This is a genomic window from Shewanella sp. SM74, assembly GCF_025653725.1.
Classification (GTDB): domain Bacteria; phylum Pseudomonadota; class Gammaproteobacteria; order Enterobacterales; family Shewanellaceae; genus Shewanella; species Shewanella oncorhynchi.
Window position 1 is genome coordinate 34,131 of sequence record NZ_JAKKRZ010000014.1, and the last position, 25,832, is coordinate 59,962.

21 protein-coding genes are annotated in these 25,832 nt (G+C 46.6%); 11 read left to right on the forward strand and 10 right to left on the reverse strand.

Going from position 1 to position 25,832, the window contains the following annotated elements:
- The first annotated feature begins 29 nt into the window (after positions 1-29).
- Together L5M49_RS14975 and L5M49_RS14980 are read left to right on the forward strand one after the other, a co-directional pair.
- On the forward strand, positions 30-1,067 hold the full coding sequence (locus tag L5M49_RS14975; RefSeq protein ID WP_263208478.1) for a DUF3137 domain-containing protein: 1,038 nt from the start codon (positions 30-32) through the stop codon (positions 1,065-1,067).
- On the forward strand, positions 1,067-1,822 hold the full coding sequence (locus tag L5M49_RS14980) for a lytic transglycosylase domain-containing protein (RefSeq protein ID WP_168826208.1): 756 nt from the start codon (positions 1,067-1,069) through the stop codon (positions 1,820-1,822). Before L5M49_RS14975 ends, L5M49_RS14980 begins: the two co-directional genes overlap by 1 nt.
- Positions 1,823-1,891: 69 nt before the next feature.
- Here L5M49_RS14980 and L5M49_RS14985 read toward each other — a convergent pair whose 3' ends face one another.
- Together L5M49_RS14985 and L5M49_RS14990 are read right to left on the reverse strand one after the other, a co-directional pair.
- Positions 1,892-2,737 (reverse strand): 23S rRNA (adenine(2030)-N(6))-methyltransferase RlmJ, encoded by an 846-nt coding sequence (locus L5M49_RS14985; protein ID WP_105250694.1) that lies wholly within the window; start codon positions 2,735-2,737, stop codon positions 1,892-1,894.
- 92 nt (positions 2,738-2,829) lie between these two features.
- The gene (locus L5M49_RS14990; protein WP_263208475.1) at positions 2,830-5,094 is read right to left on the reverse strand and encodes a GGDEF domain-containing phosphodiesterase; all 2,265 of its coding nucleotides are present in this window, start codon (positions 5,092-5,094) and stop codon (positions 2,830-2,832) included.
- 266 nt (positions 5,095-5,360) lie between these two features.
- Between L5M49_RS14990 and L5M49_RS14995 the strand changes: the two genes are divergently transcribed.
- On the forward strand, positions 5,361-6,107 hold the full coding sequence (locus L5M49_RS14995) for a class I SAM-dependent methyltransferase (protein ID WP_107949945.1): 747 nt from the start codon (positions 5,361-5,363) through the stop codon (positions 6,105-6,107).
- Positions 6,108-6,335: 228 nt separating this feature from the next.
- Positions 6,336-6,983, forward strand: a complete 648-nt coding sequence (locus L5M49_RS15000) for a CatB-related O-acetyltransferase (RefSeq protein ID WP_263209047.1) — start codon at positions 6,336-6,338, stop codon at positions 6,981-6,983.
- A 46-nt stretch (positions 6,984-7,029) separates the two neighbouring features.
- Here the strand turns inward: L5M49_RS15000 and L5M49_RS15005 are convergent, their stop codons facing one another.
- A complete protein-coding gene (locus L5M49_RS15005) occupies positions 7,030-7,950 on the reverse strand; it encodes a LysR family transcriptional regulator (protein WP_105253022.1) in 921 nt (306 codons plus the stop codon).
- Between the two features lie 185 nt (positions 7,951-8,135).
- Between L5M49_RS15005 and L5M49_RS15010 the strand changes: the two genes are divergently transcribed.
- The 5 genes from L5M49_RS15010 to L5M49_RS15030 all read left to right on the forward strand — a co-directional run bounded on the left by L5M49_RS15010 (position 8,136) and on the right by L5M49_RS15030 (position 13,798).
- Positions 8,136-8,885, forward strand: a complete 750-nt coding sequence (locus L5M49_RS15010; RefSeq protein WP_263209045.1) for a 3-oxoacyl-ACP reductase family protein — start codon at positions 8,136-8,138, stop codon at positions 8,883-8,885.
- Positions 8,886-9,288: 403 nt separating this feature from the next.
- Positions 9,289-9,717 (forward strand): hypothetical protein, encoded by a 429-nt coding sequence (locus L5M49_RS15015; RefSeq protein WP_105250689.1) that lies wholly within the window; start codon positions 9,289-9,291, stop codon positions 9,715-9,717.
- Between the two features lie 399 nt (positions 9,718-10,116).
- Positions 10,117-12,228, forward strand: coding sequence for a protein-disulfide reductase DsbD family protein (locus L5M49_RS15020; protein WP_263266355.1), 2,112 nt, complete (start codon positions 10,117-10,119; stop codon positions 12,226-12,228).
- Positions 12,229-12,363: 135 nt separating this feature from the next.
- Positions 12,364-13,248, forward strand: coding sequence for a DsbA family protein (locus L5M49_RS15025; protein WP_263266357.1), 885 nt, complete (start codon positions 12,364-12,366; stop codon positions 13,246-13,248).
- A 25-nt stretch (positions 13,249-13,273) separates the two neighbouring features.
- A complete protein-coding gene (locus tag L5M49_RS15030) occupies positions 13,274-13,798 on the forward strand; it encodes a protein disulfide oxidoreductase (protein ID WP_263266369.1) in 525 nt (174 codons plus the stop codon).
- Between the two features lie 110 nt (positions 13,799-13,908).
- On the opposite strand, the gene cyoE is transcribed toward L5M49_RS15030, so the two are convergent.
- The 6 genes from cyoE to L5M49_RS15060 all read right to left on the reverse strand — a co-directional run bounded on the left by cyoE (position 13,909) and on the right by L5M49_RS15060 (position 19,420).
- Entirely contained in the window at positions 13,909-14,841 is a 933-nt protein-coding gene (cyoE, locus tag L5M49_RS15035) for a heme o synthase (RefSeq protein ID WP_263266358.1), read from the reverse strand.
- 13 nt (positions 14,842-14,854) lie between these two features.
- Positions 14,855-15,196 carry a cytochrome o ubiquinol oxidase subunit IV gene (cyoD, locus tag L5M49_RS15040; RefSeq protein ID WP_259559978.1) on the reverse strand — a complete coding sequence of 114 codons (342 nt, stop codon included), beginning with the start codon at positions 15,194-15,196 and terminating at the stop codon, positions 14,855-14,857.
- Positions 15,196-15,816, reverse strand: a complete 621-nt coding sequence (cyoC, locus tag L5M49_RS15045; protein WP_006079490.1) for a cytochrome o ubiquinol oxidase subunit III — start codon at positions 15,814-15,816, stop codon at positions 15,196-15,198. The genes cyoD and cyoC overlap by 1 nt, the downstream gene beginning before the upstream one ends.
- Before the next feature lies 1 nt (position 15,817).
- Positions 15,818-17,797 (reverse strand): cytochrome o ubiquinol oxidase subunit I, encoded by a 1,980-nt coding sequence (cyoB, locus tag L5M49_RS15050; protein WP_263266359.1) that lies wholly within the window; start codon positions 17,795-17,797, stop codon positions 15,818-15,820.
- A 2-nt stretch (positions 17,798-17,799) separates the two neighbouring features.
- Positions 17,800-18,843 carry a ubiquinol oxidase subunit II gene (gene cyoA, locus L5M49_RS15055; protein ID WP_263266360.1) on the reverse strand — a complete coding sequence of 348 codons (1,044 nt, stop codon included), beginning with the start codon at positions 18,841-18,843 and terminating at the stop codon, positions 17,800-17,802.
- Positions 18,844-19,030: 187 nt separating this feature from the next.
- Positions 19,031-19,420 carry a hypothetical protein gene (locus tag L5M49_RS15060; RefSeq protein WP_006079495.1) on the reverse strand — a complete coding sequence of 130 codons (390 nt, stop codon included), beginning with the start codon at positions 19,418-19,420 and terminating at the stop codon, positions 19,031-19,033.
- A 624-nt stretch (positions 19,421-20,044) separates the two neighbouring features.
- Here L5M49_RS15060 and L5M49_RS15065 point away from each other — a divergent pair.
- Positions 20,045-23,668 (forward strand): EAL domain-containing protein, encoded by a 3,624-nt coding sequence (locus L5M49_RS15065; RefSeq protein WP_263266370.1) that lies wholly within the window; start codon positions 20,045-20,047, stop codon positions 23,666-23,668.
- Between the two features lie 97 nt (positions 23,669-23,765).
- The gene (locus L5M49_RS15070; protein ID WP_113940220.1) at positions 23,766-24,242 is read left to right on the forward strand and encodes a cytoplasmic protein; all 477 of its coding nucleotides are present in this window, start codon (positions 23,766-23,768) and stop codon (positions 24,240-24,242) included.
- Positions 24,243-24,320: 78 nt separating this feature from the next.
- On the opposite strand, the gene L5M49_RS15075 is transcribed toward L5M49_RS15070, so the two are convergent.
- Complete coding sequence (locus L5M49_RS15075) at positions 24,321-25,823, reverse strand: DUF3300 domain-containing protein (protein WP_263209032.1); 1,503 nt, start codon at positions 25,821-25,823, stop codon at positions 24,321-24,323.
- Positions 25,824-25,832: the final 9 nt, after the last annotated feature.

A 25,832-nucleotide genomic window follows, 5' to 3' on the forward strand; every position in this document is an offset into this window, starting at 1 on the left:
TTATCACCCTGCAATACTATGACATCAATATGAATATCATCACTTTTATTTTAGGTAGCCCGATTCGGACTTATCGGGGGCCTGTTGGTTTGTCTGCGGATTTTGACGAACTACCTCAACTCGAAGCGTATTACGAAGAACATATCGCGCCCATCAGTCGCAAATATGAAACTAAGCGTGTGGCTTGCCTTAAGGCGGCGCGTAAACGTTTGTATTTGAGTTTGATGATAGTGCTTGGGCTGAGCTTGCTCACCGTTATTGGCTACTACAGCGGTGGCGCTTATTTCCCGCCTTTGCCATTGCTTGCTTTAGTCGGATTAAGCTGGTGGAGCTTTGCTCCGACTCGTGAGTTTAAGCATTTGGTTCAAAATGATATTTATCCGCTGATGTTTAAATATTTCGGCGATGATTTTATTTATAGCCGCGAAATGCGCCTCGACATGAATCGACTCGTTGCGGCTAAAGTATTACCGCGATACGACAAAGTCAGCTTCGGTGACTATATACAAGGCTGCTATAAGGGCGTTGAGTTGGCGGTCAATGAGCTTACCCTGACCAAGAATGTGCAAGTCGAAGAGCTGGATGTCAGTACCAGCAGGCGCAGAACTGTGACCCGCACGGAAACCCAGTTTCGTGGCTTAGTGGTTGAGCTGAGTAGCCATAAAGCTTTTATGGGTCATACTGTTGTGCTGAGGGATCGCGGTGGTTTAGCGAATTTCCTGTCCGACAGCCATGCGGGACTGGTACGAGTCAAACTTGAAGATCCGCAATTTGAAAAAGAGTTCGACGTGTTTTCAACGGATCAAATCGAGTCACGTTATTTGCTCAATACGGCATTTATGGAGCGCTTACAGGAGCTTGCCAAACATTTTGATGGCAATATTCAATGTGCATTTTTCCGCAATAAATTGACTTTGTTCCTGCCGAATCGCAGAACGCATTTTCAAATGCAGTCCATTTTTTATGGCGCAACCTTTTCAGTAGAATTTAGTCAGATAAACCGAGAAATGAAGCAACTCTTTGCTATTATTGAAGTACTTAAACTTAATCAGTACACGGGACTTTGATGTTGCTTACTCGCTTAGCGCTTGCTCGTACACTGACTTTTGCAGCCTTTTCATTGCCCTGCAGATTTGAGGCGCTAGGCCTGTGCTTATTATTGATATCGAGTTTGATGATAAATGCAAATGCTGAGGAGGCGCGCGAAAAAGCTAAGCCGCGTATTGTGGCGCGGTACTCACAGAGCGGCATAGTGAGTAGTGAAGGTCTAGAAAAGCTCAAAATTTATCAATACCAACAAGCTAATGGTGTCACCGTATTTACCGACAAAGCCCCCGCAAATAACCAGTATCAAATTTTGTTATATGACTGTTTTGCCTGTCGTCCCGATTCGACCATAGACTGGAATGGTATTCGGTTATTTACCGCTAATTATGATGCCTTGATCTCCCATGCAGCCCATAAGCATCAACTTGATCCCGCCTTAATCCGCGCTGTGATCCACGCGGAATCAGCCTTTAATGCGCGTGCACTTTCGCGAACTGGCGCCATGGGATTAATGCAATTGATGCCAGAAACAGCAAAAGAAATGGGTGTGGCAAATGCATTTTTACCCGAAGAGAATATCTTAGGTGGCAGTAAGTATTTGGCACAAATGCTAAAACAGTTCAATGGTGATATCGCATTGGCCTGCGCGGCTTACAATGCGGGGCCGACGACCGTGGTTCAGTACAATGGCATTCCGCCCTATCCTGAAACCCAAGCCTATGTTGAGCGTGTGAAAATTTTATTGAAGCGTTACCGCGAGCAGAAGGACGTTTAGTTGCCGCATTGATAAGCTAAAATGAAGTGGCGAAAATCCGGAGATCATCGCCGCCATTTGAATCGAAGGTTACTCGCCGACTTCCCATTTTACGGTAATGTCACCGTCCACTTGTCCAAGTGTTTTACCCAAGTAATCCATTAATTCAGTTGCGATTTCGTCTAACTGCCAAGGTGGATTGATGATCCATAATCCTGCCGCTGTCATGCCAAATTCATCTGAATCGGGCTTAATGGCTTGTTCAATTCTCAGCTGACGTTTAATGCCACTGCTGGCTAGGCGCGATAACATACCTTCGGTCTGAGCACGATTTACGACTGGATACCACAGGATAAACACACCCGTAGCAAAACGCTTGTGCGCTTTTATCAGGGTTTCGGCCACATCTTGGTAGTCGGTTTTCATCTCGTAGCTAGGATCGACTAGCACCAGAGCACGACGCTCTAATGGTGGTACTGCGGCGATAAGGCCTTTTAAGCCATCACCTTTGATCACTTTAACTTGTCTGTCTTCGCAGAAATAATCATCCAATAACACATAATCAGTGCTGTGCAGCTCGTGCAAGACCATGCGATCTTTAGGCCCTAGCTCCATGTCGATAATGGCGGGTGAACCTGGGTAGAAGTTGAGTTCGTCTGGATTTTCTTCATTAAAATGGCGCACGGCGGCGACATAGTCCTGCAGCGACTGCGGCAGATCAGTTTTATCCCAAAGCTTAGCTACACCTTCGAGGTATTCACCTGTTTTCTGTGCAAATTCATCGCTTAAAGCATAACCACCCGCACCTGCGTGGGTATCGATATACACGAGTGGTTTGTCTTTTTTGTGCATCAGCTGCAAGGTTTGTAGCAAGATGGCGTGTTTCAACACATCGGCATAATTGCCAGCGTGATAACCATGGCGGTAACTTAACATGGGGGATCCTAGTAATTTGCAAACATAGCAAAGAGAGGCAAATGCCAGTCGGCAATTATACCTGCGATGCTTCTAGGCGTAAATTTAATGCCTCAGTTGGCGCTCTTTTTATTGGCAAACCAATGTGTGGGGGTTTGCATTTGAAAGGTTTTCAGCCAGAGATTCGCTGGTGCGGGTTTACCGAATAAATAACCTTGAAATTGTTCGCATCCTAGCGCAGTGAGTTGCAATAACTGGGCTTCGGTTTCGATACCTTCGGCAATGACGTTGAGTTTTAAGCTCTTGGCTAACAGGATGGCGGCGTTAACAATTTGGGTATGGCGTTCACTAATGCCCATTTGACTGACAAAGTAACGGTCGATTTTAATTGTGTCGGCACTGATATCAATGAGCTGGCTTAATGAGGCATGGCCAGTACCAAAATCGTCAATGGCGATAGACACTCCCATACGAGCCAAGGTGTTTAAGCGTCGGCCTGTTTCTTTATGGGTTGAAAATACAGAGGTTTCAGTAATTTCAATTTCCAACAATGGGATGAGTTCAGGATGATTCATATAGGTTTGGATTAACACTTTAAAGAAGCGATCCGACAGAATATCTTGCCCAGATAAATTAAAGGCAATCCTGACCAGAGGTACATTTTTAGGCCAAGAACGGATCAGTTGTAGTAATTGCCTGAAGACTTTTATCGCAAAAATCGCCTGCAATTGAGATGACTCTATAATGGGGATAAAAGTGTTCGGCATGATCATAGTGCCGTCTTCGTCAAACATTCTGGCTAGCGCTTCAAAGCTAGTAATGTGGCCATTGGCCATCACTTTAGGTTGCAGCCACATTTCAAGGCGGTTGTGTTTCAGCGCGTCACGGATTCTGGCTTTTTGCGATGAAGCTTCGAGCAGATTGTTAATCAAACCAATGTAATACACCATCACTGGGCTAGCTTGGGTGGTTTGTTTTATGGCAATTAAACATTGCTCCGCGGCTTGCTGCGGTGAGGCTTTATTACCTGAGCTGCAACCGACTCTGCACTCGAGATGATATTCAGTCTGTTGTTCTTGCTTAAGTTGTAGGTTTGTTGGAATACGCTCGCGCAATTGTAGCGCTAGGTTTTCAGGGGAGATAAGCGGCAGGCTAGTAAACTCGAGTGCAAACGATGCTCCTCTAAATCGGTATATTTTTGTGATATGACCAAAGCGATTTTTGAGTTCAATAGCAAAGGCTTTTAGGATGGCATCTCCGACGCTGATACCGAAAGCAGCATTAATTTGGCTAAGATTATCAATTTTGATTAAGGCTACGGTCATTTCCTGATGGATCAAGCTTGGCGCTGGGTTATACCAGTGATTTTCGTTGGGTAATCCTGTCACTAAATCATAGAAATGTGTGCTGATGTGGTGTTTTTTAAGGCGACTCAGCTCAATCGCATGGTTTGCCTGTTCTGTGACATCGTGGCAGTGAAATAACAAAGTATCATGGTGCTGTAATGAGGCTTTTTGCAGCAGATATTTAGTGCTGTTATTGTTTTTTAAATGGGTTGGAAACGAGGCCGCCAGTAAATTTGTGCTGGTATCTTCGGTAAGTTCAAAAATGCCACATAGGCGAGTGCTGTTTAGTGTGACTTTTCCAGCGATTTCCCTCGCGGCATTATTCAGGTTGAGAATGACTCCATCCTCATTGCAGAAGAAAGAGGCTGTACCATTATTTTCAAAGATTTCAGCATATTGATCTAATGTATGTTGCAGTGCATTTTGATGCTGGATCATTTGCTGCGCATGGATTTTCTGGGTTTTTAGCAGGCGCATTGCCGACAACGGGATACAGATATTAAAAAACATAAACAGCAAACCGTTTAGATAAGCGTGGGTCGCAGGTAGGCTGATATCAATATCGATAATGGGAGGCAGGTTTTGGTTACGCAGTAGCAGTAAAAAAGGCAATACGTTGAAACACATCATAATAAAAGCGACTTTTCTGCCAAACAGGAAAAGCGCCATCAAGGGCAAGGTATATAAGAAAGTAATACCTACCTGCGATAAGTTGAAGTCAGGGATAAACAACAGCATAGATAAACAGGCTGCAATAACCATCGCCAGCAGGCTGATAGAGCTGACGAGTAAATATTTGCGCGTAAACCATAAAGACAGGAATAGTACGGTTAAAAAACTGACCGTAATGCTGATAATGAAAGTGAGGTTTAACTCATACGCAATTAAAGAGCTATGCAGCACTATGCTAGTGGTCAAGATGGCGCCACTAAGCAGAATAATCCGCAATAAGCTGGTTTTTAATATCGTTTTGTCAGGATTTAAAAAATCTTGCTCCCTGATAAACAAAAAACCTTTTAGCCATTGAAGCAAAAAAAGTCCTTATCCCGTACGGAAGTCACGCAGGTTGGCTGGGGACATAACATATAACATAAATCACTAAACTGTTATACAAATAGATTGCTGCCTTTATAAATCAGTATATTACAGTGTGATGCTTGTTTGAATTTTTAAGGGCGTACTGAGACAAATTGGCTAAGACAGTGATGAGCTTGGTGATGTGTTTTGCTTACTAGCATGTTCATAAACGAGATTTTTAGGCATAATGGCCATCATTTTCGTTGGTTAGAAGACAGCCTGTGACCCCGATTTTTTTCAATCAGCAATACCCAACACTTGTGGATATTTGTGCACGTTGGCAACTCGTCTACGATGCGAATGCGACCTTCGAATTGCGTTTTGAATCAGATACTTTATCACTGCATAAACGCGATGAGCCTAAGCTCGATGGCATAGTGGTGGATTTTGTGACTGGCGCCGTCGCCCATAGACGTAAGTTCGGTGGCGGTCGTGGTCAATCTATCGCTAAAGCGGTGGGATTAAAGCAAGGGGTAACACCGAGTGTTGTCGATGGCACTGCGGGTTTAGGGCGCGATGCATTTGTGCTCGCAAGCCTTGGTTGTACAGTAACTATGGTTGAACGTCATCCTGTGGTTGCCGCATTGCTTGAAGACGGCCTGCGCCGCGCCTATCAAGATGCTGAAATCGGCGATTGGATGCGTGAGCGGATGCGCCTATTTCATGGTTCTAGCCTAGAAGCATTATCGAAATTGGCACAAGAGGTGGATGTGGTTTACCTCGATCCTATGTACCCCCACCGTGATAAATCGGCCCTTGTTAAAAAAGAAATGCGTGTATTCCAATCCTTAGTCGGTGCCGATTTAGATGCCGATGGCTTACTCGCCCCAGCTTTAGCTTTAGCAACTAAACGTGTCGTCGTTAAGCGCCCAGACTATGCCGAAGATTTGGATGGGGTTAAGCCTAATACGGTTATTGAAACCAAGAAAAACCGTTTCGATGTCTATGTAAAAGCCGCGATGAAATAGGGAATATTTTTCTCATCGCGAACATAGTATGCTTTCAGTGACAACGGCTTAGCTCATGTCGATTTTTCAGTTTTATGGGCTATTTTCTTTTTTATACCCACTTGTGATTTTTTATATGAAACTCATTCCTCTGCTAAAACAGCCGCGTATTCACTGACTATTCTAATGTAAAACTTCTCATAACATTATGTTTCGTATTAACAATTTTGTTTATAAAGAGGATTTGCAATGCAGAAAAAGCATTGGTCAAAAGTTCAGTTATTGCACGAGGTGGTCACCAATCCCAATATCATAGTCAAAGGCCAACATAGCTATTACAGTGATTGCTGGGATGCAGGCTTTGAGGGATCTGTGGTGAGATATCTTCATGGCGATGAAGTGAGCCGTGAGTGGGAGCCTAAGTGGCCTATCGATAAACTTTATATCGGTAACTATGTGTGTATCGCTGCCGAAGTTGTGATCTTAATGGGCGGAAATCATACGCATAGAGCAGATTGGTTTTGTTTATACCCCTTTATGGATTTCATCGAGGATGCCTATGTAGGCAAAGGTGATACTCATATTGGTGATGGGGCTTGGTTAGGCATGAGATGTATGTTGATGCCAGGGGTGACGATAGGTGAAGGTGCGGTTGTTGCCGCAAATAGTGTTGTCACCCAAAATATCGAACCCTACAGTATTGTGGCGGGATCACCCGCGAAATTAATCAAGTATCGGTTCGATAAAGACGTTATTTCTGAGTTACTGGCGTTAAAAATCTACGATTGGCCTGCCGAAAAGTTTGAAAGCTTAAAGCGGTATTTGTGTTCGGCGGATTTTGACGCGCTCAGCAAAGCGATCACTCTCTATGACCAATCCGTACATCAAAGCAAGTAACCGTTAGTCCCAAAGTGAAAGGTCGCGCTCAGTCGAGGCCTTTCACTTATTCTGCCTTAAATCTGCTTTTTGGCGTTTTGGCTAGTTCCACCAGTTCTTCGATGATCACCCGTAGCTTGGGTTGGAGGTAAGGGGTTTTAAGCCAAATCAGGTGGATAGGTGTGTCGTCACTGGCGAGTTCGTCTAGTACCGAGATAAGTTCACCAGTTTTAAGATAGTCCTCAACTAACCATATCGGCACTTGCGCTAAACCCACTCCCGCCAGTGTGGCCGCTAAAATGGCTTCGCAATCAGCGATTTCGTGGCGTACTGGAATGTCATAGGCCTCAGTGACCCCATCCTCATTTTTAAGTAACCAGCGATGTTGCTGCCCAAGCGGCCAGCCGACAATGCATTGGTGCTGGCTGAGATCTTCTTTGCCTTGTGGCGTGCCAAGTCGAGCGAAATAGGCGGGAGATGCGCAGATCACTCGGCGTTGTTCTCCTAATCTACGGGCGACTAAATCCACAGTGTCGCCGAGTTGTCCGACACGCACCGCCAAATCAATGCCGTCACTGAACAAGTCGGTCACTCTATCGTTAAAGGTAATAGATAACTCGAGCTTGGGATATTTTTGCGACAGTGATAATAGGGTTGGCAGTATATATCGCCGCCCAAACGTCACAGGTAAATCCACTCGCACTCGACCTGAGGGAATTTGCTGTTCGCTGCCGAGTCGGCTCTGTGCATTGTCTAGGATTGCCATGGCATTTTGGCAATCTGTGAGATACGAATCGCCATCATTGGTTAAGCTCACACGCCTTGTGGTGCGGTGCAGCAGCTTAGTGCCTAAGCGGGTTTCTAATCGCACTATGCTTTTACTGAGCGCCGAACCAGTCATGCCTAACGCCTGCGCCGCTAAGGTAAAACTGCCTAGCTGGGCAACTGTGACGAAATGGCGTATCTCAACAAATTGATTATTTATCACGGCAATTAATTCCTTATAGGACTTAGTGAAGGTCATTTTAGTGACCTAATCATGGCAAGTGAATCGCGTAAGCTACTACCACAGTATGAAAATGAGCGTTAACGTACAAGCGAACGTCATTTTGTAATTGATTAAAAAGGTTTTTCTATACAATAAACCTTAACCTCCTATTGAGTGAGCTAACTATGAAATCGTCGAATAATCTGCAAGGTAAAGTGGCTTTTGTACAAGGTGGTAGCCGTGGTATCGGCGCTGCCATTGTTAAAAGATTGGCGAGTGACGGCGCAGCGGTTGCCTTTACCTATGTGTCATCTGAGGCCCAATCACAATTGCTGGTTGACGACGTTATCACCCATGGCGGTCAAGCTATTGCCATTAAGGCCGACAGCACAGAGCCGGAGGCGATTCGTCGTGCCATCCGCGAGACCAAAGCGCATTTCGGTGGCTTAGATATAGTGGTCAATAATGCGGGCACGTTGATTTGGGATAGCATCGAGAACCTGACGTTAGAGGACTGGGAGCGAACCATTAACACTAATGTGCGCAGTGTGTTTGTGGCGAGCCAAGAAGCCGCGCTGCACATGAATGACGGCGGCCGGATCATCAATATCGGTAGCACTAACGCTGAGCGTATTCCGTTTGTAGGTGGTGCGATTTACGGCATGAGTAAATCGGCCTTAGTCGGTTTGGCCAAAGGACTCGCGCGGGATTTAGGCCCTCGAGCTATTACGGTGAACAATATTCAGCCTGGACCTGTGGATACCGATATGAACCCTGATAACGGTGATTCATCTGAGCCCGTTAAAGCGATGGGCGCCCTAGGGCGTTTTGGTAAAGCCGAAGAGATCGCCAGCTTTGTCGCCTTTATCGCGGGTCCAGAAGCGGGCTATATCACTGGTGCGAGTTTGATGATTGATGGTGGGTTTTCTGCATAAGCTTTGTCTGTATTTATCTTTTAGGCAAAAAGTTTGATTCCAGTCATTAATAAGCCTGCACAAGAGTCACTCTGGCGGGCTTTGCTTAAGTTGTGGCTAGTTATTCAGAATCAATATGTTAGAGCATAAAAACTCGTTGAGTATGATGGTAAGAACTTAGGTCGTTGTTACTCAAATTATCTGTCAGCAAAGCGAGGTTTTATTGAAATGGTGGACTATGGCTTGAGTCAGGCAAGGCAAAATAATTTGCTTGTTGATGAACTATTGTTACAATCCGCCGGTCTTATCTTCAGCTATCTGTTGAAAGACACTCATTTTTTATCTTTATTATCAAAGAATAAGACGAAGGGAAATCCAAATTTCTAAGTTATCGACTAAGCAAACAGGCAACCTATGGGGCGTGATGGTATTTACCATTCTGACCTTGTTCTGTTTGACTCAAAATAGTGGAATACTTAACTTGTTGCTCAAGGAGTTGAGCGCGCAAGCGATGTCGGCTACGTCTTTTTCTGGTGCTGGTTTTAGCGCCAACTCAGCTTTAAACTCAAGTTCTGCTTTAAACAGCAGTTCAGCTTCAAACAATATGGCTAGCCACGCCGATGCTCAAGCGGCGAGTACTGAGCTGGTCAAAAGTGAACCTAAAAAATGTGAATTGTCTGAAAAATCGATCCGAACCTGTATCGACACTCCGAGTACCATCCCATTTCTTATCCTGCTGTTCCTACTGCCGTTACTTCCCCGCGCCTCCCGCGTGATAACACTGTTACCCATACAAGGTTATCAAGCTAAACCTAGGCGAATACATCTCACACATTGTCGCTTTCAAGAATAAAAACTTATTTATCAATTTGATAGGTGGGTTTGTTTAGGCATGTTTTCTCTCAGTCAATATTTGACTTTTCTCGCCAGTTTGCCGGTAGAAAAGAAAGTTAAGCGGCTGCAGAACATCCGATTTTACACATCACACCTCCCTATCTGACTGCTTGAACTTAAGCCTTCTATCACGCTGATGTTTCTTAAGCCATAACGATATTGGTAACCAGAACATAGCGTTAGCCAATATTTATATGGCCTAGAAGCAAGGTAAGCATGCACGCAGCATCACAGAGTCTTGTTTAACTTAGCTTGGTCTAACAGCGCTTAAGTATTGCAATGGCAAATGCTGACGATATATCGAAGAGATTAATATGCAATTTAATAACAAACAGTTAGTGCATATTTGGGGGACAAAATGAGTACATTAAAATCTATGTTAACCAGATTCTGGATACTCGCCTTGATAGTGACGAGCCCGTCGCTCATGGCGGCATCGACAGGATGGTTAGTTAACGATAATCACCCGCCAGCCAAAGTACGTTTTATGCTGACGGGCGAAGTTGATCCCGCAACGAATACTTTGCCCGCTGTACTTGAAGTACAACTTGAGGGTGATTGGAAAACCTATTGGCGCAGTCCTGGGGAAGGCGGTATTGCGCCTACCATCAAGTGGGATGGCTCTAGCAATCTACAGCAAGTGGATTGGAGATGGCCTGCGCCAGAGGAATTCTCATTATTGGGATTACAAACCTTTGGTTACAAAGGTAATACCACCTTTCCCTTAACCTTGAAAGTCGATGATATCGCTGCTCGTACTCAGCTGCGCGGCAAAGTGACCTTGTCGACCTGTACCACCATCTGTGTATTGACGGATTATCAGATTAGTCTCGACTTCACGCCCAATGCGCTGCAAGCAGATACCGATGCCATGTTGGCTTACAACAAGGCTGTGTCACTTGTGCCACAAAAAGTGTTGTCCCAAGAGGGCCAGAATCCTGCCATGACAATGGGTTGGGATGCAGCCAAAGGTCAACTTGAAGTCAGACTCAATGATGCCAACTGGCAGAGTCCAACCGTGATTATCGATGGCGAGCCAGATACCACATTCAAGCTAGTGAGCTTAAAACCAATCGAAAGTGATGCTAACGGCAAGCAATTGGTCGGTATTTTCAGCGGTAAAAGTTGGCTGGGCGAGCCTGAAGTTTTGGGTAAATCGCTGAACATGACTGTCGCCGATAGCGAGCGGGCGTTGGAATACAGCGCCGAGGTTAAGCCTGTGGTGATTACTCAAGCAAGTACCTCGATATTTGGCATGATTTTGTTAGCGCTTATCGGTGGTTTGATCTTAAACGTCATGCCCTGCGTGTTACCCGTTCTCGGCATGAAGCTCAGTTCAGTGGTTGCTGCGCCTGATCTTAAACGTAATCAAATCCGCCAACAGTTCATCGCATCAGCGCTGGGGATATTGGCCTCATTCTGGTTACTGGCTGGCTTTATCTTAATGCTTAAGCTCACGGGTCAAGCGATTGGTTGGGGTGTGCAGTTCCAAAACCCTTGGTTTATCGGCTTTATGGCGCTGGTGACCACAGTGTTTGCCTTCAATATGTTAGGTGTGTTTGAGATCAACTTACCCTCTAACGTGCAAACCAAGTTGGCGACAACGGGCGGCAATAATAACAGCGGCCACTTTTTACAGGGCATGTTCGCCACACTGCTAGCTACGCCCTGTAGTGCGCCTTTCTTGGGGACTGCGGTCGCCTTCGCCTTGGGCGCCGATGTACTGAGCCTGTTTGCCATCTTTACCGCTTTGGCCGTGGGTATGGCGTTCCCTTGGTTAATCGTGGCGGCATTCCCGCAAGTGGCGGGTTATTTCCCTAAACCCGGTCGCTGGATGAACACAGTTAAAGTGTTTTTCTCCGGCATGTTGCTCATCACCAGTTTGTGGCTGATTAGCCTGTTGGCCAGCTTCATTGATACTAGCTACCTGTGGCCATTAGCGGGTGTAATTACACTGATATTTATGGTGTTTATGGCTAAGAAATATGGCGCGATTGCTATTGTGAGCTGCTTAGGTATCGGCATCTTACTGTCGGCGGTTATCGCATTTATGACTACGAATCAATGGGCTAAGCCTTTACCTGCGGATCTTGCTTGGACGCCATTGGATCAAGCATTGATTAATCAGCAGGTGGCCCAAGGCAAAACTGTGTTTGTCGATGTCACTGCCGATTGGTGTATCACCTGTAAGGCCAATAAAGTTGGCGTGATCTTGCAAGATCCTGTCTATAGCCTGTTGCAACAGCCGCATATTTTGCCAATGAAGGGCGATTGGACCACGCCTTCTGAGCCCATTACTCACTACCTGCAAAGCCATAATCGTTTTGGAGTGCCATTCAACGTGGTTTACGGCCCGGGTGCGCCGCAAGGGATTGAGTTACCGGAAATTCTATCGACTGACCTTGTGCTTGCTGCGATTGAGCAGGCCTCAGCGTCCCCTGAAAAGTCATCCGTAGCGGCAGGGAAATAACGCTAACGACTAGCCGTTCACTCGGATATGTCACTCGGCAATATCACTGGCGAGTTTCATTCAATAGCGAGTCGAGTGGCACTCAACAAATACTCAGGTCAGGAAGCTCCTGACCTGAAACAATGGAAATCGATTATGAAACAGACAATTGAAGCACAAAACATCACTGAATCAATGCGGAATACTCAAGTCATCGGAGGCACTAAAATGTCGAAATTTAGCTCTTTATTCAAACATCGCAAGTTGCAGATGTTTGCTGTCTCGGGTGTCGCCATGGCAATGCTGGTGGTTTCCTTGCCTTCGGTGAGCACTATGGCCTATGCCAAGGACAGCAGTTTATCGGCGGCGCAGCAACAAGAGGTGCGAGCGATTCTTAAAGATGCCTTGATCAATGATCCTGACCTAATGAGAGAGGCGATTATTGCGTGGCAAGCAAGGGAGCAAGAGGGGGCAAATACAGCCATGCAAACCAATCTTGTGACCCATCATAAAGCCATGTATGAGACCAAAAGCGATCCGTGGAAGGGCGCTGCGACACCCGAGATTGAAATGGTGTACTTTACCGATTTTAACTGCCCATACTGCAAGAAAATCGAGCCTTCGCTGAACCAGCTGATTGAAGAATTTCCTCAGTTAAAAATCATAGTCAAAATGGTGCCGCTGCAGGGCGAAGGCTCCAAAATGGCGGTCGATTTCGCCCAAACGGTTTGGTTAAACGAGCCTGAAAAGTATCTCAAGGTGAAGGATATGTTGATGTCGAGCCCACGTGGACTCGATGCCGCCGCCATCGCTAAGGTCGCTAAACTGACGGCAACCGAGCGCTGGGTGGGCAACACAGATGAGCGCGTCGCTAAAATGGTCGATGATAATGTGAAATTAATGAATGAGTTAGGCATAGGTGGCACGCCAAGTATGATAGTGGCCGATACGCTTATTCCCGGATTAGTGCCTTACGAAGTGTTAAAAGAGCAGCTTGAAGTCGCGATTGCCGCTAAAGATAAGACACAGAAGAGCAGTTAAGATGCAGTCAAAGGAAACTGAAAATATGAGCGCCGAACAAGTTTCGATATCTTTACCTAAACGCATATTGGGCTGGATTAAGCAGCTGGCACTTTTGCTGCTCATTGTCATTATCGTGACCAGCGTGATGGACATCTGGCGCGGCAAAGATATTCCGCGGGATAATTTGCCGCAGCTACAAGGGACGACGTTGGCTGGGGAGACGCTTGATATTGCCACGCTCAGCCAAGATCAGGCGGTATTGGTGTACTTCTGGGGCACTTGGTGCCCTGTGTGTAATTTTGTCAGCCCGGCGGTCAATCAAATGTCGGCCTATTATCCCGTGGTGACGGTTGCCATGAGTTCGGGTGAGGATGAGAAACTGAGAAAATATCTTCAGCATCAGGATTATGGCTTTGACACTATTAATGATAGTGACAGCAAGATTGCCCGTGATTGGTCATTGCAGGCGACGCCAACCATTATGATCTTTAAAGATGGTGAGTTAAAACACTACACGACTGGTTTTACTAGCCTGCCTGGTATGTGGTGGCGAATGCTATTCACCTAAAGGTGATACATCAGGGGCTGTTTTAAGGTAGAAAAAAAGCGCTAATCTAGGTTAGCGCTTTTTATTATCAACTTATTTCAGGACTAGACAACTAGCTGAAAGCTTAGGATTTACTTCACTAAGGTGAGCAGTGGCGCCTGACTCACGACTTGGAAGTCGAGCGCCATAGTCACGCTGAGCGCCGTAATAGTGATGATTGAAAACCCAAACACTTGGCGAGCCCAGCGGTGCATGTCGACGCCGTGGCGATAACCTTTTAATGCCATGGCAAGCCACCACAGGCTGGTGGCGCAGGTGACCGCCATAAAGGCGATACCTGTGTAACCCGCGAGTGGTAACAGCGCACTGACTAAGGCGAACACGGCAATATAAAGCACGATATGCAGTTTTGCTTTGGTCATGCCTTCTGCAACCGGCAGCACAGGAATATTAGCGGCCGCATAGTCATTAAAACGGAAAATCGCGATGGCGTAAGAATGTGGCATCTGCCATAGACTAAACATCAACAGCAAAATAGCTGCACCTATGTCCATTTGCCCTGTCACACTGCAATAGCCCACCACGGGCGGTACTGCGCCCGAGAAGCTGCCAACTAAAGTGCCATACACTGAGTTACGTTTCATGTAGAGGCTATAAACCCCCACATAAACGATGTAACCAATAACGGCAAATAGCAGGGCTAATGCATTGGTAAACAAGGCTAAGATGCTAAAGCCCAACACGCCTAAGGCGAGTCCAAACGCGAGGACGTTACCCACGGCTATTTCGCCCGTGACGGTTACGCGTTTGCAGGTTCGCTGCATCTTGGCGTCGATATCACGGTCAATACAGTTATTGATTGCGCAACCAGAGGCTACGACCAAGGACAATCCCACTAAGCTCGCCAACATCAAGACCAGATTTACGTCGCCTTTGGCGGCTAATAAAAAACCGCCAGCAACGGAAATCAGATTCCCGAAAATGATGCCAGGCTTAGTAACTTGCACATACCCTTTGAAGCGTGCTTTCCATTGCGGTGACATAAATCTGTCTTGTATTTGCATAGACTGTTTCTCGTTACATCATCAAAGCGTTGGCTTCGAGTATGATCCACACCGACAAGCCGACTACCATGACAATAATCAGGGCGGTAAACAGGAAGGAGAAGGTGTTTACTTTGCCTTCTTTCGAGAAATCTAAGTGCAAGAAGTACTTAAGATGTACCACTATCTGCACTATCGCCATCACTAGCACTAAGCTAAGGGTGGTCGCTTTCTCGAAGTGATGGGTCATTACGGCCCAAAACGGAATGGCGGTTAATACCACTGACAGCACAAAGCCCATTAGATATGACTTAATGCTCGCGGCCAGATCGTCAGTGCCATGGCTAGACTTATGAGTATGACTATGTGCGCTCATTAAAGTGCTCCCAATAAATACACGACCGTGAATACACAAATCCACACTATGTCGAGGAAATGCCAGAACAAGCTTAAGCAGCTCAGGCGGGTGATGCTGCGATTACCTAAACCGGTTTTCGCCACTTCAATCATCATGATCGCCATCCAAATCAGACCTGCGGTCACGTGCAAGCCGTGCATACCGACAAGGGTGAAGAAGGACGACAGGAAAGCGCTACGCTGTGGGCCATTGCCGTGTTCAATCAGGTGATGGAATTCATAGACTTCCATCCCGATAAACACACAACCGAGGGCGAAGGTGACGAGTAACCAAGCCAAGGTCGCGGCTTTGTTGTGGCGCTTAGCAAAAATCAACGCCATGCCATAGGTAATACTACTAACGAGCAGGGCGGCAGTTTCAATCAGCACAAAGTCCAATTCGAAAATGTCTTTACCCGAAACGCCACCGTCCGTGTTCATGTAGAGCACAGCATAGGTTGCGAAAACCGAGGCAAACAAAATGCAGTCGGTCATCAGGTAAATCCAAAAACCAAACAGAGTGTTGCCACTGGTGTCATGGTGTTCGTGGTGATCTTCTGCGTGAGCTACTTCTAAATCTGCTGGGATTGCAATACTCATATCAGCCCCTTACTACATTGTTTAAGTGGGCATTTTCAATGCGAGCCACTTCATCGGGTTGCACGTAATAGTCGACGTCATTGTTATAAGCACGGAACAGGAACACCACGAAAGCGCCCACTAAGCCCACAATGGCTAACCACAGGATGTGCCAAATAGCGGCAAAACCCGCGGCAGTGATCCCCAGCGCCATTAAGATACCGCTTGAGGTATTTTTCGGCATATGGATAGCTTGGTAGTGTTTTTGACGTTGATAAGCCACGCCTTTTTCTTTCGCATCGGTAAAGGCATCGATATCAGCAACCTGTGGCAGCTTAGCGAAGTTATAGAACTGCGGTGGAGAAGCGGTTGACCACTCTAAAGTATGGCCATTCCATGGATCGCCCGTGGTGTCGCGGTTTTGGTCGCGGTCACGGATACTCACATACAGTTGTATAAACTGCAGAATGATACCGACCATGATGATGCAAGCACCCACGGCGGCTAAGTAGATCCACACGTTCCACGCTGGGTTATCAATGTGGTTGATACGTCGTGTCATACCCATAAAGCCCAGTACGTACAGCGGCATAAAGGCCACATAGAAACCGATTTGCCAGCACCAGAATGACGCTTTACCTAAACGCTCATTCAAGTGGAAACCTGTCGCTTTCGGGAACCAGTAAGCAAAACCTGCTAAGTAACCAAATACCGCACCACCAATAATAGTGTTATGGAAATGCGCGATTAAAAACAAACTGTTATGTAAGACGTAGTCGGCACCCGGTAAGGCTAATAACACCCCTGTCATACCGCCTATGGTGAAAGTCACCATAAAGCCTAACGTCCACAACACAGGTACAGTTAACCTTAGGCGGCCACGGTAGATAGTGAACAACCAGTTAAACAGTTTTACCCCGGTTGGAACCGCGATCACCATAGTCATCACCCCGAAGAAGGCGTTGACGTTGGCACTTGAGCCCATGGTGAAGAAGTGGTGTAACCAAACGATGAAACCTAGAATTGAAATCGCACCACTCGCCCACACCATAGAGGTGTAACCGAACAGACGCTTAGCCGTAAAGGTTGAGATTACATCGGAGAAAATACCAAAAGCAGGCAAAATCAGGATGTAAACTTCAGGATGTCCCCACGCCCAAAACAGGTTGATATACATCATGGCGTTACCGCCACCGTCATTGGTGAAGAAGTGGAAATCCATGTAACGGTCGAGTGTCAGCAGAGCTAACACAGCGGTTAAGATAGGAAATGACGCAACGATCAAAATGTTCGCCCACGTACAAGTCCAAGTGAAGATTGGCATTTGCATCAGCTTCATGCCTGGGGCACGCATCTTCAGCACGGTGGCGATAAAGTTCACCCCGGTTAAGGTCGTCCCTATGCCCGAAATCTGCAGTGCCCAGATATAGTAATCGACCCCAACTCCCGGACTGTAAGCCAGCTCAGACAAGGGCGGGTAAGCCACCCAGCCTGTCTTAGCAAATTCACCTAAACCCAATGAAATATTGATCAGCACAGCGCCCGAGGCGGTAAGCCAGAAGCTGAGGTTGTTCAAGAAGGGGAAGGCAACGTCGCGGGCACCAATTTGCAGCGGCAACACTAAGTTCATTAGACCTATCATAAATGGCATCGCCATAAAGATAATCATGATCACGCCATGGGCGGTAAAGATTTGGTCGTAATGTTCAGGCGGCAGATAACCTGCGGCGCCGTTGGTGGCAAGTGCTTGCTGGGTACGCATCATAATGGCATCGGAGAAGCCACGAATAAGCATCACCAAAGCCAACACTATGTACATGATACCGAGGCGTTTATGGTCAACAGAGGTTAACCAGTCGTGCCAGAGTACGCTCCATTTTTTGTGTTTAGTGATCAAGGCTGCGATATACAAACCCACCACTGCGACGACCGCTAAGGTCACCATGATGATAGGCTCGTGATACGGAATCGCATCTAAGCTTAATTTACCGAGAAATGACATGATTACTCCGCCTCCACTTTTTGGGTGGATGAGTGTTCTGTAGATGAAGTGTCAGAATGGGTTGAGCTTTCCGTGTCGGCCATTTTCTGTGCGTTTGGCATAGCCTGTTCGCTTGCCATATGCGCCATATCGTGGTGCATACCAGCCATGTTGTGGTCGGCACCCATGTGTTGCATTCCTTCGTGACCTTTCATGCCGTCATGTGAGTCCATGTGCATGTATTGCATCACGATTTGGTCAAACATCCCTTTGCTCACTGAGCCAAAGTATTCAACCGGATTGTATTCACTCGGTTTAGCCAGTGTGGCATAGGCCGCTGAGTCCAATGTCTTGCCCTGTTGTTTTAACTTGGCCACCCATGCATCGAAGTCGGCAGGTGTCTGAGTAGCAATCGCTTTAAACTTCATGCCCGCAAATCCGGCGCCGCTGTAGTTAGCCGAGATACCATCGAAGGTGCCTGGCTCGTTAGCGATCAAATGCAATTTAGTGGTCATGCCCGCCATAGAATAAATCTGGCTGCCTAACTGAGGGATGAAGAAGGAGTTCATCGCAGTGTCAGAGGTGATCTTAAAGTTCACCGGCACATTGGCTGGGAACGCCAACTCATTGACCGATGCCACGCCTTGTTCTGGGTAAATGAATAACCATTTCCAGTCCAGCGACACCACTTCAACCGTGACGGGTTTAGCTTCGTGATCTAAAGGTTTGTATGGATCAAGATCATGGGTCGAACCCCAAGTGATCACACCTAGCACTATTACGATCACAATCGGCACTATCCACACGACGGTTTCAATCGCTGTTGAGTGTGCCCATTTAGGCGCATAGATTTCTTGATCACGGCCATCGCGGTATTTCCACGCGAAGTACAATGTCATGGCAATCACAGGGATAACAACAATGAGCATGAGTAGGGTGGCGACGATAATCAGGTGTTTTTCATCGATACCGATTTGGCCCTTAGGGTCCAACACACCGCCATCACAACCCGCGAGCATGAGTGCTACTGCCGCGATTGCCGCTTTACTTAATTTTCGAATTAACAAAGGAAGATTCCTCTAACCCTAAGGTTTACAACTCTGCCAAGCGTGAACCGGCAGTCGCACTAAGCGGCGTTATCTGAGCGCAAATCCTGAAACCCAAGAGGCATGACACAAAATGTGCCGCCATCCCGACGAAATCGAAGATCAGTTTTCAGCGCTTAATGCTTAATTTGAATTTAAAAACAGAGGGTTAAAATGGTGGGGCGCGACAACCGTGGGCGGTATGTTCGAGGGATTTTAGCCTTGGGGGTGCTAAAAAAAGTGAAGCGTTGGTTAAATCGAGATTATTGAAAAATTTGAAGCAGCAGTCGATTAAATGCCATAACTGCAGAATAACGAGGGGGTTGAGCAATAACAGGCTGAGCAGACTGGCGCCGATAAACTCGACTAAAAAGCCATTGCTGAGGCTGATGAGTTCACTAATATCGACACAACCGCCGATCAATACGTACAAAACGTCAGCTACAGGCAGCACAAACAATAACCCGAAAAACAGGGTTAGGTTTGTCATGCTAAAGGTTGAAAACCGAATAATCAGGTTCAATCTTTCAGCAATGAATTGGCTAAGAGCTAATTTCAATTAACGGGTCCGGTTGAACGGGAAAGGGAGTCAGTTGGCAGAACAAAAAATATTCAGCATGCAACTTTTTTATGCGGCAGGAGGATACCAAGAAGCGGCTATTGAATGAAAGCGGATCCCCGCGGTAAAAGGGCTTAAGCGTTAAAAAAACCTTAATTAAAACCAAAAAAAATCAATAAATTTACAAAATTAACCTAAATTTAACTGATTTGGTTCTCATAAAATAAAAATGTGTGAGGCGCTTCATTTATTCGTTTTGGCTAAAGTTGATGTATTGGCGACGGTATGGCGTGGATTAATGCCATCATAAGCATGTGGGTTTTAGCCAACAGTCGCTTTTATCGCATACGAATAACACTGCTGTTTACCCTTGCTCGCCGCACATTTTTGCATGCAGATTTTTGATGCGAGTTAAGTTTGGTTAAGCGGATTTGAGATGGGCATCTCAAATAAAAACATCAAGTTAAAACAATGGTTGTGTCAGTCATTTACGCTATTTACATTAGGTAAAACGATTATTAGACTGTGATTTTATCACTGCCCAGATATCTACTTGAGATTGCGTTAACGAGTAGGGCATTATGATTCTGAATATTGTAACTATGGCAGTTTAAAGGATTACACATAAAGTCAATTACCCCATACCTTAAGGTAAACATTTTCATCGCTTTAGCTTACATCATTGTAGGTAAATTAGGCTTGATGATTGCGTTGCCACCAGGATATTCAGCTGCCATTTGGCCTGCCGCAGGGATTGCCATTGCTGCCTGTATCCTGTGGAAAGAGTATGTCCCTTGGGTTGGCGTGTTTATTGGTTCCCTGCTGATCAACATCAATATTGGCGGGCATATCCATTGGGGCTGGTTACCCTTTGCTATCTCGATTGGGTCTTGCATACAGGCGGTGCTTTCTGCCCATGTTCTTGGGCGAGTCGATCATTTATTCACCTTAGATAATCCTAATACCGTTATTAAATCCTGCTTGAGCTTAGCCTTAACTTGTATTGTGGCGACCGTTTTTGGCAACAGTGCCTTAGTGATCAACGGTACGATTCCACCATCTGATTTACTGGGAAGTTTAATAAATTGGTGGACGGGGGATTTGCTCGGCGCTGTGATCTTTATCCCTTTGACTATGTTGTTATTTGATAAGCGAGCTATCTGGCGTGCTCGCCGCATTCAGACGGGTGTTCCCCTGCTGGTGGGCTTTTTATTCTGCGTGGGGATTTATTACTACTCGGATATGAACCAGCGCCAACAGTTGCAGGATAAGTTTCAGATCCAATCCAATGCAGTGATTAGCAATATTGAAAGTTTTCAAGAGGCTAATCTGCAGCAAATCATCGCCTTAGCGAGCTTATTCGATAATAGCGATCAGGTTTCTGAGGATGAGTTTGTGCAGTTTGGCAAACGTAACATGCTGCAGCAAGATGGCTTTAGAGCTTGGTCTTGGTCGCCGTTAGTGGCGGCCGCCGATCTACCCAGTTTTGAGGCATCGACCCGCTCAGCTATTGGCGCTCCCTACAAAGTCACCCGGCCTCAAGGTTGGCAAGCTAATGCCGATGGCTGGTTAGTGCCAGTGATGTATATTCAGCCACTCATAGGTAATGAAGCGGCATTGGGATTAGATCTCAATAGTGAACCAATACGAGCCGCTGCCATTGCTAAAGTGCGCGCGACCTTAGCGCCTGTGATGACGGCTAAGATCCAATTAGCACAGGATCCCAATGGCCCAGGTGGCACCTTACTTCTAGCGCCCTCGTTCGATCGGCTGGGTAAAATCTCAGGATTTTGTTCAGCTGTGATTGATTTGCAAAGCATTATTAATGATGTTGAGAGCGTAAAGGGATTGCAGTGGAAACTCTCCGACATGAGTGCGGGCGGTGCATTGCTTTACAGCAATACCCAGAAGTCATTTCCCGCATTTAGCAGCAAGCTATTTAGCGATAAAACCGGGCAGTATTTTCAAGCAAACCTGCTGCTTGCAGATCGGCATTGGCACATAGTGATTTATCAATCCTATGCAGTGCTGATGGGCGATACTTTTAGCTTATCGTTACTTATGTTGCTCCTCGCCTTTATCACCTGTGCTGTTGTGGGCGGTATGACACTGGTTTCCTCCGGCGAGCGCCAACGTATTGCCGAGAAAGTGACTGAAAAAACCATGGCCTTATCGAAGGAAATTGCCCGCCGTCAGGCTTTTCAGGCCACCTTGGTACAAAGCGAGCAAAGATATCGTAATTTGTTTGATAAGGCGCCTGTAGGGCATGTGCTTAAACGTTTAGATGATGGTCAGTTTGTGGCGATTAACCCCGCATTCGAAGCCATGACGGGTTACTCTCTCGCTGAGTTAAATCAGCTCGACCCTTGGGATCTCACGCCAAAGCGTTATCAATTAAGTGAAACTGAGCAATTAGAACGCCTAAAGCAAACCCGTCGTTATGGCCCCTATCAGAAGCATTATGTTCATAAGAATGGCCAGTTAGTGGCGGTGCGCCTCAACGGTGCGTTAGTCACAGGCGCCGATGGTGAGCAGCTTATTCTCTTTATCGTTGAAGATATTACCGAGCAGGAGCGCACCGTTGCGCGGGTAAATCTATTGGCGCAGGTGTTCCAGCAGAGTGGTGAAGGCATCACTATCATGGATGCCAACGACATTATTGTGGATGTGAATAGTGCGTTTTCTCAGATAACTGGTTATTCCCGAGAAGAAATCATTGGTAAAAACTGCCGCTTTTTAGAGGCCGAGCGTACCGACAAAGGTATCGATCCTCAAGTGCGTGCTGCTCTAGAACAAACAGGTTTCTGGCAAGGTGAAGTTTGGGACAGGCATAAGCATGGTTACGATTTCCCTAAATGGTTGATGATGTCTGTGGTGCGCGATGACGCAGGTGCCGTGAGCCATTACATCGGCAGCTTTACCGATATCAGCGAGCGTAAAGTCAGTGAGGAACGGATTCATTTCCTCGCCCACCATGATTCTTTGACGCTACTGCCTAATCGACTCAGCTTGCAGTCGCGCCTCGAAGTGGTATTTAGGGAGGCGCTGGTATCCGACAGCCAAATTGCGGTGATGTTTATCGACATGGACCACTTTAAAAATATCAACGACACCTTGGGCCATCATGTGGGCGATCAACTGTTGTTAGAAGTGGCTCGCCGTTTGAAAAACATCGTTGGTGATACTGACACTGTGGCGCGTCTGGGTGGCGATGAGTTTGTGGTTGCCTTATCTGATACGAACCATGATGAGGTGGCCAGTCTAGCCGAGGCGCTGCGCAGTGGTTTGAGTCAAACCTATATCATTAATAATCAAGCATTACATTCATCGCCGAGTATCGGCATCAGTTTGTTCCCGACCGATGGTGACAGTGTTGAAGCCCTGATGAAAAACGCCGATATGGCCATGTACCGCGCCAAATCGGCGGGGCGTAATAACTATCAATTCTTTACTGCGGCGATGAATACCTTGATCACCGAGCGCCAGCAAATTGAAACGGGCCTGAGGCAAGTGCTCGCTAACGATGAATTACGACTGCATTATCAGCCACAAATTGATATCCGCACTGGGCAAGTGGTCAGTGTCGAAGCGCTTGTGCGCTGGCAGCATCCCGAATTTGGCATGATAGCGCCTGACCGCTTTATTCCCATTGCCGAAGAGATCGACATGATCATCCCAATTGACCAATGGGTGTTAGAAACGGCGATGGCGCAGCTTGCTGTCTGGCGCGCTGCGGGTGCCACTGAGTTGCGAATGGCAGTGAATCTGTCAGCGCATCAACTCCGTAAGGATACGATAGTCGCCGATATTACCAATGTGCTGGTGAAGCATAAGTTGGGCAAAGGCGCACTGGAGCTGGAGATTACCGAGAGTGTGGCGATGCAATATCCTGGGCAGAATGCGCGCCTATTAGCGGAATTGCGCCAACATGGTATCGAGCTCGCTATCGATGATTTTGGTACAGGATATTCCTCTTTATCCTATTTGAAACTCTTGCCCTTAGACAGGTTAAAGCTCGACCGATCCTTTGTGAAGGATATTGAGACCGACTCAAACGATGCAGCCATTAGCGCTGCAACTATTTCTATGTCCCATGAATTGGGGTTAACTGTGGTCGCTGAAGGGGTTGAAAACGAGGCGCAATTGGTATTATTGTCGAGCATGGGGTGCGACTTAGTGCAAGGGTTTTACTTTAGTAAACCCTTAGCGGCAGAAGAGTGTTTCCGCTTTATCCAGCGTAATTTATAACGGCAGAGTGTTGTTGTTTTTCTAATGCTGGCGCAGAGTTGGACTATACTTGAGTTCGCATTATGCATGCGTTAATCAAAATACTAAGGATGGTTTTATGCAAGTCATCTTCACTAAAGGTACTCAGCGTTATGGCCAGTTGCGCTGTGTGCGCATGGACGGTAGTGCGACCCAAACCCAAATGCCAGAACAAGGTATAGCACCTCACGATATGATCCACTATGTGGTTGAAAAACGCCTGCATATTCAAGGCGCTTTCTTCTCGCAGATCAGAGCTGGCGCCGATATCAGCTTTACCTTAGAGCATAATGAAACCTCCCGCGCCATCGCTGATAAAACGGAGGTGTGGCAAACCGAATCCATAGTTGAGACCCTGCAGTCGCTACTGTGGTCGGGTGAAACGCCAACCTATGACGGCTTTATTTATCTGTTAGAGCAAGCCTGCAGCAGTCGAGACTTAGCCGTTCCTACTGTTAACCAAACAGATTTTGATCATATTCTCAATGAGATTATGGATTTGAGTGTTGAGTGGCAGGGAATGGGAGAAGGTCAGTCCTTGACCTTGAAGTTCTAAGCGATTTAAAAATAAGTGACTTAAAAAACAAAGAGCGCAGATAACTGCGCTCTTTGTTTTACTGCGGCCATAGCGGGATCATTCCCTATGACGGCGTTCTTGGCTTTGAGTTGATCGACCTTGGTTATGTTCTACCGAGCGAGCGGTTTGCGCATTTTGGCGTGGCTCACTTTGTCTCACTCTCACTTCTTCGTGTTGTCTAGGCGCCGCTTGTCTTGGTTGTTCAATCCGTTGTGGCTCTGTACGTCTTGTTTCAGGTCGTGGCGTTTCAACTCTTGGGGTCATAGTTCTTGGTTTTTCTTGCCTTTGTGACTGTGCCCTTTGTTGATCGATATTACGCGGCTGTGACTCCCGAGTTTGGTATTGCCTTTGCTGAGGCTCCTTTGATGACATTGGTTTTGACTGCACGGGTCTTGATTGCATGTCATTACGCTCCTTGTGGGTTGGTGTTTGTACCATAGTCGCTGCGCGACGCTCCTTTAACTCGGCTTGTGTTTTCTGATAACTCGGCGTGCGGTTATCACGTTCACGGCTGACGTTGTGATAGTCTTTATTATCACGACTTTTATTGCCCTGATTACTCATATTACCCAGATTACTATGGGTATCTTGGCGTTCTTTAGACTTCGAATATTGGCTATTGAAGTGCTGTTTACTGCCGCTTGAGTGTGAATCTCTGCCGCGATATTTATCATCATGGTAATAGCGTTGTTTCACCACTGGATTGTGATAACTCACACCGCGTCTATGTTCGGGTTTATGTTTCCAAGGTTGTGCGCCATGGCTAACACTGTATCTTTCCCGTGGGCGATATCGGTGTGAATGGCGATAGTCGATCACCACCACTTTATGGTTGTGCCAGTGGAACGAACTGAAGAAGTAGTTAAAGGAAATATGGATGCCCGGTGACCAGTAGAAATGGTTATGACTCGGACGATAGGGATAGCCAGCATAGCCGCCAAATTCCCAATATACAGGAGGATAAGCCACACCCCAACGCCATGTGCCGTAAACCACGCGTGGATCGTAATAGGGGACGTAGACGATTTCTCGCTTAGCGGGTTCTATGATGATCTGATTGTTGGCGCGTGTAATTGCCATGTTATCCATGTCTGCTAAGCTATTCGCTTTATCAGCCTGTTGTCTTAGGGACTGAATGCTGTTCATCACTTGGCCTTCATCTTCTAAGAAGGCTTCACCGAGTCTTTGAGTCCATTCGAGATCTTCACTCATTTTTTGCAGCAGCGTCGGGAAGGCCAGCAAGGCTTTGACGCTCGGGTCCCAGTCCTGATCTTCGGCTTGCGACATAATTTGGTCGATCGATGATTTGGGGCGCTGGGTTAACCAACGCTGTGCCTGCACTATTTCGAGTGGATAAGTTGAGGCAATAAGTATGTGGGTCAATAAGCTATCGGGATACAGGGCAATAGGCGCCAGCATTTGTTCGAGTTCGGCTTGGCTTGCCGCTGTGCTCGATCCTTGGCTCGCAGATATGCCTGCAGCCTGTGCTGTGGTAGTGAAAGGCAAGGCCACTAATGCCGCCGTTAACACTAGCCAATTCCATCGATGTAGTCTGTTCATGGTTTGCTC

Coding starts and splice junctions, on each gene's coding strand:
- L5M49_RS15075 (WP_263209032.1), bottom strand. CDS start 25,823: ATGAACAGACTACATCGATGGAATTGGCTAGTGTTAACGGCGGCATTA.
- cyoB (WP_263266359.1), bottom strand. CDS start 17,797: ATGTCATTTCTCGGTAAATTAAGCTTAGATGCGATTCCGTATCACGAG.
- L5M49_RS15025 (WP_263266357.1), top strand. CDS start 12,364: ATGAAACAGACAATTGAAGCACAAAACATCACTGAATCAATGCGGAAT.
- cyoC (WP_006079490.1), bottom strand. CDS start 15,816: ATGAGTATTGCAATCCCAGCAGATTTAGAAGTAGCTCACGCAGAAGAT.
- L5M49_RS14980 (WP_168826208.1), top strand. CDS start 1,067: ATGTTGCTTACTCGCTTAGCGCTTGCTCGTACACTGACTTTTGCAGCC.
- L5M49_RS14985 (WP_105250694.1), bottom strand. CDS start 2,737: ATGTTAAGTTACCGCCATGGTTATCACGCTGGCAATTATGCCGATGTG.
- L5M49_RS15030 (WP_263266369.1), top strand. CDS start 13,274: ATGAGCGCCGAACAAGTTTCGATATCTTTACCTAAACGCATATTGGGC.
- cyoD (WP_259559978.1), bottom strand. CDS start 15,196: ATGAGCGCACATAGTCATACTCATAAGTCTAGCCATGGCACTGACGAT.
- L5M49_RS15020 (WP_263266355.1), top strand. CDS start 10,117: ATGAGTACATTAAAATCTATGTTAACCAGATTCTGGATACTCGCCTTG.
- L5M49_RS15070 (WP_113940220.1), top strand. CDS start 23,766: ATGCAAGTCATCTTCACTAAAGGTACTCAGCGTTATGGCCAGTTGCGC.
- L5M49_RS14975 (WP_263208478.1), top strand. CDS start 30: ATGAATATCATCACTTTTATTTTAGGTAGCCCGATTCGGACTTATCGG.
- L5M49_RS15000 (WP_263209047.1), top strand. CDS start 6,336: ATGCAGAAAAAGCATTGGTCAAAAGTTCAGTTATTGCACGAGGTGGTC.
- cyoE (WP_263266358.1), bottom strand. CDS start 14,841: ATGCAAATACAAGACAGATTTATGTCACCGCAATGGAAAGCACGCTTC.
- L5M49_RS15015 (WP_105250689.1), top strand. CDS start 9,289: ATGGTATTTACCATTCTGACCTTGTTCTGTTTGACTCAAAATAGTGGA.
- L5M49_RS15010 (WP_263209045.1), top strand. CDS start 8,136: ATGAAATCGTCGAATAATCTGCAAGGTAAAGTGGCTTTTGTACAAGGT.